Origin of the sequence: Microbacterium proteolyticum (assembly GCF_014192415.1) — a bacterium.
GTDB classification, from domain to species: Bacteria; Actinomycetota; Actinomycetes; order Actinomycetales; family Microbacteriaceae; genus Microbacterium; species Microbacterium proteolyticum.
Map to the genome: position 1 here is coordinate 1 of NZ_JACHXY010000007.1, position 8,418 is coordinate 8,418.

The following is an 8,418-nucleotide window of genomic DNA, read 5'->3' on the forward strand; positions in this document are numbered from 1 at the left end:
CGGGTTCCGCAACCTGACTAACTACATCGCCCGAAGCCTGCTCGAGACCGGCGGCTTCAGACCCCAACTCCTACACCCCCGATTGGGATGAGCCCGATTCGTCGCGCTACTGGGATGCCGACGCCTGGCGGTCGGGCACGACCCCGACCGAGCGCATGGCGAGCTTCGACAAGCAGATCGTGCGCGACTGGCTCGCCGCCAACTGGGACAAGACCGGCACGCCCCCGGCGCTGCCGGCCGAGATCGTCGCGCGCACCGCCGAGCGCTATCGCGAGCTGCTCTCCCGCCTCACATCGTGAGGAATGCCGGGATGCCGCACCGCGTTGTCTATGCACATGAATGAACTACTCGAGGCTCCGGGTGACTGGCTCGCCGCCGACACCTCGATGGGGCCGTCACGCTGTACGTGGGCGACCTCGACGGCATGACCCGCTACTACCGCGATGTGGTGACGCTCGACGTTCTCTCCTCCGAGGGCGAGACGGTGACACTCGGCCGCGCTGGCCGCCCGATCGTCGTGCTGCGCCGCGAGCCCTCCCTTCGCCATGCCGCTCCGGGCTGGGCCGGGCACTATCACACGGCGATCCTCTTCGAGACCCCGGCTGCACTCGCCGCGGCGCTGTACTCGGTGGCCCGCCACGCACCCCGAACCTTCACCGGCTCCGCCGACCACCTGGTGAGCCAGGCGTTCTACTTCACCGATCCCGAGGGCAACGGCGTCGAGCTCTACTGGGATCGATCGCGCACCGAGTGGTCATGGGTGCACGGACGCGTCGAGATGGCGACGCTCTTCCTCGACCCGAACGCGTTCCTCAGCGAGCATCTCACCGAAGACGCCGCAGAGGGCGCGACCGCGCAGGACGCGTCATCCGTGGGTCATGTGCATCTGTCGGTGGGCGATGTCGCAACCGCTCGCGCGTTCTATGTCGGCGCCCTCGGGTTCGACGAGACCGCCGCGCTCGGCAATCAGGCCGCCTTCGTGAGCGCCGGCGGCTACCACCATCACATGGCGATGAACGTGTGGAACTCCCGCGGAGCCGGACCCCGGATGCCGGCACTCGGCCTCGGCCGGGTCGACCTGGCGCTGCCGGATGCCGACGCCCTCGGCGCGCTCGGCGAACGCCTGCGCGACCACGGCTTCACCGTCCGCGACGACGCCTCCGCGGGTGGTCGGACCCGGGCTTCGACGACCCCTGGACGAACCGGATCCGCGCGACCGCCTCGTGACCTTCGGGGCTCAGGCGCTGTCGCGCACCACGAGCTCCGCGGCGAGCATCGTGACGTACGGGGGCTTGCGGCCGGCGAGCAGCTCCAGCATCACATCCGCCATCTGCTGACCCTGCGTGAACGAGGGCTGACGCATGGTCGTGAGCTTGATACTCGCCGATGTCGCCATCGGCGAGTCGTCGAATCCGATGATCGCGATGTCGTCGGGTACACCGATGCCCTCCGTCACGAGCACCTCGAGCGCGCCGCGGGCCATGAGGTCGCTCGCGATGAACACCGCGTCGGGTAGGTCACGTCGTGCCAGGATGCGCCGCATGGCGTCCGCGGCCCCTTCCGCTGTGAAGCCCCCGTCCTCGATGACATGCGGATCGAGCTCGGCGTCCGCGAGCGCCTCACGGAAACCGGTCAGGCGATCGACCCCGGCAGGCATGGTGAGCTGGCCCGCAATGTGCGCGATACGGCGGCGGCCTTGCGCGATGAGATACTGCGTGGCATCTCGCCCCCCTCGGACGTTGTCGACATCGACGTAGTAGTCGTTCCCTCGCGGACGCAGTGGTCGGCCACCGTACACGACGGGCACGGCGGTGGCGATGCGGTCGGTGAACCTGTCGTTCGTGTGGTGTGAGACGATCAGCACGCCATCGACGCTGCCGCTGCGGAGGTAGCTGGTGGTCTTGTCGTCTGCATCGTCGTTCGCGATGAACAGGCTCAGCACGTAGTCGGACCGGGCGACGCGGTCGTTCAGCCCGTTGACGATCGCGGCGAAGAACGGCTCCCCGAAGAAACGTGTCGTGTCCTCGGGCACCACGAGCGCGATCGCGTGCGTCTGCCTGCGTGCGAGCGAACGGGCCGCCCGGTTGGGCACATAGTCGAGTTCGGCGATGGCACGCTGCACCGCATCGGCCGCATCGGCACTGACGGAGTTCGAACCGTTGACCACGCGCGACACCGTCGATCGTGAAACGCCTGCGAGCGCCGCGACCCCCTCGAGGGTCGCGGGCGCCCGGATCGCCTCGGTCGTCATGTCGTCATCGAGGCGGCTGATGCCGCGGCGTCCGGACTCGGCGAGACTCCGGCTGTCGTCTCGGAGTCGAGGATTCGGGAGGCGATGATTCGACCGTACTGGATACCGCTGTCCTTCACCGCGCGCTCCTGGGTCTCGTAGTCGACGCGTACGATGCCGAATCGCGTCGCATAGCCCCACGCCCACTCGAAGTTGTCCATCAGCGACCAGTAGAAGTATCCGCGGACATCGACGCCGGCCTCGACGGCATCCAGGATCGCCCCCAGATGCAGACGCACGTAGTCGGCGCGCTCGTGATCGTGCACTCGTATGGTGCCGTCCTCGAGCACCGGCTCGTCATCATACGCCGCGCCGTTCTCGGTCACGATCAGCGAAGTGCCTGCTGGCTGCGCGTATTCGTCCGAGACGCGCACCAGCAGCCGGGTGAGCCCCTCGGGCTGCACCTCCCAGTTCATCGGGGTGCGGGGCAGACCGCGGTCGTGCCAGAAGATGTTCTCCGACGAGGGGAACGGCGACTGGCCGCGACGCTGGGTGGGGGCATCGCCCGATCCCGGAGGCGTTGCCGGCGGGCTCCCGCCGACGAACTCGCCGTGGTAGTAGTTCACCCCGAGGGTGTCGATGGGGGTCGAGATCACCTCCAGGTCGCCTGGTGTAATGGCCGCACGGAGGGCATCGTCGGCGATCTCGTCGAAGATGTCCTGGGGGTACTTGCCGCGGAAGATCGGATCGAGGAACCATCGGTTGAACTGACCATCGATGCGCCGTGCGGCGTCGACGTCGGCCGGCTCAGCGGGATCAGCCGGGTCTGCGACCGTGAGGTTGAGCGAGATCCCAAGGTCGAGCGACGAGTCACGTGCGCGCAGCGCGCGAACCGTCTGTCCGTGAGCCAGTAGCAGGTGGTGGGCTGCCAGCATCCCCTCGCTCCTGCTGTAGTGCCCCGGCGCGTGCAGTCCCGCGGTGTAGCCGAGGAATGACGAGCACCACGGCTCGTTGAGCGTCGTCCACACGTCGACTCGGTCGCCGAGAGCGTCATGCATGTCGAGCGCATACTCCGTGAACCGGTCTGCGGTCTCACGCCTCGTCCACCCGCCGCGGTCCTGCAGCGCCTGAGGCAGATCCCAGTGGTAGAGCGTCAGCCACGGCAGGATCCCGGCCTGCAGCAGTTCGTCGACCAGCCGCTTGTAGAAATCGACGCCCTTCGGGTTCAGTGCACCCCCGTCGGGGCGCACTCTGGACCAGGAGGTCGAGAATCGGTAGGTCTGCAGCCCCAGCGACGCCATGAGGGCGACGTCGTCTTGATACAGGTGGTAGTGGTCGCAAGCGATCTCGCCGTCCTCACCGTTGATCACCGCGCCCGGCACCTTGGTGAAGACATCCCAGATGGAGTCGCGGCGGCCGTCCTCGTGAGCGGCGCCTTCGATCTGGTATGCGGCTGTGGCGGCTCCGAAAAGGAAGCCGGGTGGGAACTCGCGCGCGGTCGTTTCGGGCATTTCGGTAGAAGTCCTTCTCTCGTGGATGGTCAAATCAGCCCTTCACCGCTCCCGCCATGATGCCGCTGACGAGCTGCTTTCCAGCGACGATGAACAGGAGGATGAGTGGAATCGTCGCCAGGAGGACGCCGGCGAGGACGATCGAGTAGTCGACGAAGTAATTCGATTGCAGCAGCGCCAACGCTACAGGGAGCGTCGGGCTCTGTCGGTCGAGGACGATGAACGGCCAGAAGAAGTTGTTCCACGCCCCCACGAAGGTGAACAGGAACAGCATTGCCGCGGCCGGACGCGCGGCGACGACCCCGACAGTCCAGAAGGTGCGGATCATGGATGCCCCGTCCATGCGCGATGCCTCGATCAGCTCGTCAGGGACCGTCTGGCCGAGGTACTGCGTCATCCAGAACACTCCGAACGCGCTCGTGAGAGCAGGCACGATCACCGCTCCGATGGTTCCCGTCCAGCCGAGATCGGCGAAGAGGATGTACAGGGGAACCACGCCCAGCTGCATCGGCACGGCCATCGTCGCGACGACGAAGGTGAGAAGCCACTTGCTGCCTCGAAAGCGCAGTTTCGCGAACGCCCACCCGGCGAGTGTCGAGAAGATGACGACGGATGCTGCGATCAGGGCGGAGCTGTAGATCGAGTTCCACAGAGCTAGCCAGAAGTTGACCGCGGGATCGTTCACCACCGCCAGTGCGTTGGCGATGAAGTTGCCTCCCGGGATCCACGACATACTGGGGTCGTTGATCGTCGCGGCGGTCCCTGATCCGATCAGGAAGGACCAGTAGTACGGGAAGATCGCCGACAAGGCGACGACACCGAGCCCGATGTATACCCACGTGCCGGCGCGGACGCCGCGGATCTTGGTCGTTCGCCGGCCTCTGCGCGACCGTTTCGCGTTCGGGATGCCCTCTTCGATGATCGCGAGCGGTGGGTAGCTGATGGAGGTCATCGCTGGATTCCTTTCCGTCGGCGGGGCGCCGTGACTCCACGGCCGCCCTCGTCGCGCACGAGGCGTCGGGTGATTGCGAGGTTGATCAGGCCGATGATCAGAATGATGATGAAGAGGATCCAGGCCAGCGCCGCGGCCCGGCCGAAGTTGAACTCACCCCAGCCGATGTTGTAGAGGTACAGCGTGATCGTCAGCCACTGCTGGGCGGCCCCGCCCTCTCCGGCGAAGTCATACATGCGCGGCTCGTCGAAGATCTGCAGCCCACCGATGGTCGAGGTGATGATGACGAAGATGAGTGTTGACTTGAGTGAGGGAAGGGTGATGCTCCAGAACTGACGGAGCGCGTTCGCCCCGTCGACGGTCGCCGCCTCGTAGTACTCCCTAGGCACTGCCTGCATCGCGGCAAGCAGAATGAGGGCGTTGTACCCGGTCCAGCGGAAGTTGACCATCGTCGAGATCGCGACATGACTCCAGAACGGGTCCGTGTGCCACGGGATCGGGCCCAGCCCGATGTTGGCGAGGAGTGTGTTCACGAGCCCGTGGCTGTCGCCGAACATGTTGCTGAAGATCAGTGCGACGGCGACGGGCGCCATCACGAATGGAAGCAGGGTGCTCATCCGCCAGAATGTCTTGGCTCGGATGTTGCGGTCGAGCATCGCGGCGATCAGGATCGCCATGATCAGCAGCGGCACTGTCGAGAGCAGGAAGATGCTGAAGGTGTTGCGCAGCGCGACCCAGAATTGCGGCTGGCTGAGGATCCACGCGTACTGTTCGAACCCGACGAAGGTGCCGGTGTTTCGGACCAGATCCCACTCCTGGAATGAGATCACCGCGGTGAACACGATCGGGAAGATCCCGACGACCGCGAACAGGATGAAGAACGGCGAGATGTAGAGGTACGGCGAGAGCTTCAGGTCCAGGTTGCTTCGCCGATGGCGGGCCGGCTTGACCTGTCGTGTTCGTTCGGGAGGCGGAGGCGGTGACGCCGGTGGCGTCTGCGTCGGGGTGGCGTTCACAGTCATGGGAGGCTCCAAATCAGCGTTGATCGGGGATGGTGGGGTGCGGGCCGCGCCACGCGAAGGCGCGGCCCGCAGTTTCAGATCATGAGAAGGCTTCGGCCTCGGCGACCCAGGTCTTCCACGACGTCTTCGCGTCTTCAGAGCCGTCGAACACTCGGGTGACGGCGTTCTGCAGCGCGTCCTGGTACTTGAAGTAGTTCGCGCTCTTGTACGGAACGACGGTCACCGCCTCGGCGCGGTTGATACTGATCTGACCCGTCGGAGCCGAGTTGAAGTACGGATTGACGAAGTCGGTCAGCTCAGGGTTCTCGTATGCGTCGAGCTGGCTCGGAAAGGTTCCCGCATTCGCGAACGCCTTGATCTGCTGCTCCGGTGCGGTAAGCCACGTGGCGAGCTCGATCGCGGCATCCACATGCGGCCCGTTTGCCGGAACGGTCAGATAGGAGCCGCCCCAGTTTCCCCCGCCGCCGGGGAAGACATCAGCGACCTGCCAGCCGGTCACCTCAGGGGCATTTCCCTCGATGACTCCGAGCATCCATGTCGGGCAGAGCATTGCGGCGAACTCGCCGTTCGCCATCGATGCGTTCCAGTCATCGGTCCACTGTGTGGGGTAGGCCGAGTTCGGGATGGCACGCTCGACGACGAGTTCATACGCTTCCTTGATGTCGGGGTTCTCGGTAGCGATGACGGTGCCGTCCGGCTTGTCGTAGGTGTATTCCATCTGATTGACGATTCCCTGCAGCACCGAGTTCGCGGAGTCGATCATCGGCTTACCGGTGGCCTCGCGGTATTGGTCTGCGACGTCCAGGAAGTGTTCCCAGTCCCCTTCGAACAGGGTCGCCACCTCGTCGGGGCTGCCCGGCATGCCGGCCGCCTGGAAGAGGTCCCCGCGATAGCAGATCGCCTGCGGACCGACATCGGCGCCGAAGCCGACGAGGCGTCCGTCTTTGTCGGTGGCCGCCTCCGCCTTCCAGTCGAGCCAGCGCCCCTCAAGGCTGTCGGGAACCTCGGCGAGCAGGTCGGAGTACTGCATCGCCTCGGGGAGCCAGTCGACCTCGACGCCCTCGATGTCGGCGAGACCCTGCTTGCCGAGCTTCTGGAAGTAGTTCGCGCGCGCGTCGTCCGACCCCGCCGCCTTGTTGAGCACGACCGTCACATTCGGGTGCTCCTTGGAGTACTCCGCGAGAAGCTCGTCGGTGTATCCCCAGTTGTTGAACGTTGCAACGGTGAGAGTCACCTCGCCGTCAGGGTCGGTCGAGGACCCTTGGCTGCTCGAACAGCCGGCGATGACCATCGCGGATGCCGAGAGGGCGGCGATCGCCGCAGAGCCCCGGCGGATGGCACGTGAGTTCATTGTCACTCCTTTGTGTTTGATGTATTGCTGTCTGTGGTGCAGGGGTTGAGCTCACGGCAAGAACTCGATCCTTGGAAGCGTTCTCACCGGATTCCTGAGACACTGTACGGGAGCGCTCCCAAGCATGTCAAGAGAGCGCGTTTTTTCATCAGAAATGCGCGCGTAGCGGGTATCGAAGAATCATTTGGGATTGCGCGCGTAGCGGTGTGCCTGCCGGGGTCCGCGTCGCGGCGTCGGTAGGCCCTGAGCTATGGGGCTGACGATGAGCGAACGCAAGGCTGTCACGAAGAAGCTCGCGCTGGACTATCGGCGTGGTGATCGGGCCCGCAAGGGTCAGATCCTGGACCAGGTCTGCGAGCTGAACGGGTGGCATCGCAGCCACGCGCGGAAGGCGTTGACGCAGGCGCTGGTGCTGAAGGTCGTGAGGCCCCGACCACCCCGGCCGCCGCTTTATGGGGAGGCGGTGATCAAGGCGTTGCGGTTCCTCTGGGCGGTGCAGGGCACGCCGTGCGGGCGGCTGCTGGCCGCGGCGTTGCCGGACCTTGTGCCCCGGCTCCGCCGCCTCGGGGAACTCAACGTCGACGATGAGACGGCGACGCTGCTGCTGCAGATCGCGCCGGCCACGATCGATCGGCGCCTGAGCGCGGACTGGGCGAAGCTAACGCTGCGAGGCCGGTCGCATACCAAGCCGGGCACGCTGTTGAAGGACTCGATCCCGATGCGGACGTGGGCGGAGTGGGACGACGCAGTGCCCGGGTTCGTGGAGATCGATCTCGTCGGCCACGAGGGCGGCAACAGTAAGGGCGAGTTCTGTTTCACGCTGGATATCACCGACATCGCGACCGGGTGGACGGAGACCCGGTCGGTGCGCAACAAGGCGCAGAAGTGGGTGTTCGCGGCGATCAAGGACGCCACCGCGAGCTTCCCGTTCCCGATCCTCGGGATCGATTCGGATTACGCCGACCTCGGGATTATGCCGACCTTGGCCTGAGATCGCAGTGATCACGGGAGCGGAGGTCGGCATAATCAGAGGGCTTCGAGGAGCGCCAACAGCGGGTCGGGAGGCTGGTAGCGGCCGGGGGTGATCCCTGGCGGGGCCACGCGTGCGATGGCTTGCTCCTTCTGGGTCATGTCGGCGTGCAGGTAGATGTTCGCGGTGGTCGCGGGTTGCTCGTGGCCGAGCCAGAGCGCGATCACGGTGACGTCGACACCGGCTTCCAGCAGCCGCATCGCGGCGGAGTGCCGCAGTGTGTGCATGCACTCAACGGACGGCTCGAACACCTGCGCGGCTCCGCACTCGGGTTCCGCAACCTGACTAACTACATCGCCCGAAGCCTGCTCGAGACCGGCGG

At 65.6% G+C, this 8,418-nt stretch carries 7 protein-coding genes and 2 pseudogenes; 3 read left to right on the forward strand and 6 right to left on the reverse strand.

Annotated elements, in window-relative coordinates; all coding sequences use genetic code 11:
• Positions 1–95 precede the first annotated feature (95 nt).
• Together FHS07_RS16200 and FHS07_RS16205 are read left to right on the forward strand one after the other, a co-directional pair.
• Positions 96–299 (forward strand): annotated as a pseudogene (locus FHS07_RS16200) (phosphoribosylaminoimidazolesuccinocarboxamide synthase); the annotation flags it as partial.
• 125 nt (positions 300–424) lie between these two features.
• Positions 425–1,117, forward strand: a pseudogene (locus tag FHS07_RS16205) (VOC family protein); the annotation flags it as partial.
• A 120-nt stretch (positions 1,118–1,237) separates the two neighbouring features.
• Here the strand turns inward: FHS07_RS16205 and FHS07_RS16210 are convergent.
• From FHS07_RS16210 to FHS07_RS16230, 5 genes are all read right to left on the reverse strand, one after another.
• Complete coding sequence (locus tag FHS07_RS16210) at positions 1,238–2,251, reverse strand: LacI family DNA-binding transcriptional regulator (RefSeq protein ID WP_183420934.1); 1,014 nt, start codon at positions 2,249–2,251, stop codon at positions 1,238–1,240.
• Complete coding sequence (locus FHS07_RS16215; protein WP_183420935.1) at positions 2,248–3,741, reverse strand: GH1 family beta-glucosidase; 1,494 nt, start codon at positions 3,739–3,741, stop codon at positions 2,248–2,250. Before FHS07_RS16215 ends, FHS07_RS16210 begins: the two co-directional genes overlap by 4 nt.
• A gap of 34 nt (positions 3,742–3,775) precedes the next feature.
• Positions 3,776–4,693, reverse strand: coding sequence for a carbohydrate ABC transporter permease (locus FHS07_RS16220; RefSeq protein WP_183420936.1), 918 nt, complete (start codon positions 4,691–4,693; stop codon positions 3,776–3,778).
• Positions 4,690–5,715: a carbohydrate ABC transporter permease gene (locus FHS07_RS16225; RefSeq protein WP_183420937.1), complete on the reverse strand. Its 1,026-nt coding sequence runs from the start codon at positions 5,713–5,715 to the stop codon at positions 4,690–4,692. The genes FHS07_RS16220 and FHS07_RS16225 overlap by 4 nt, the downstream gene beginning before the upstream one ends.
• Positions 5,716–5,794: 79 nt before the next feature.
• Entirely contained in the window at positions 5,795–7,066 is a 1,272-nt protein-coding gene (locus FHS07_RS16230; protein ID WP_183420938.1) for an ABC transporter substrate-binding protein, read from the reverse strand.
• A gap of 262 nt (positions 7,067–7,328) precedes the next feature.
• Between FHS07_RS16230 and FHS07_RS16235 the strand changes: the two genes are divergently transcribed.
• Positions 7,329–8,057: a hypothetical protein gene (locus tag FHS07_RS16235; RefSeq protein ID WP_183420939.1), complete on the forward strand. Its 729-nt coding sequence runs from the start codon at positions 7,329–7,331 to the stop codon at positions 8,055–8,057.
• 35 nt (positions 8,058–8,092) lie between these two features.
• Here the strand turns inward: FHS07_RS16235 and FHS07_RS16240 are convergent, their stop codons facing one another.
• Positions 8,093–8,323, reverse strand: coding sequence for a tyrosine-type recombinase/integrase (locus tag FHS07_RS16240; RefSeq protein WP_183420940.1), 231 nt, complete (start codon positions 8,321–8,323; stop codon positions 8,093–8,095).
• Between the last annotated feature and the right edge of the window lie 95 nt (positions 8,324–8,418).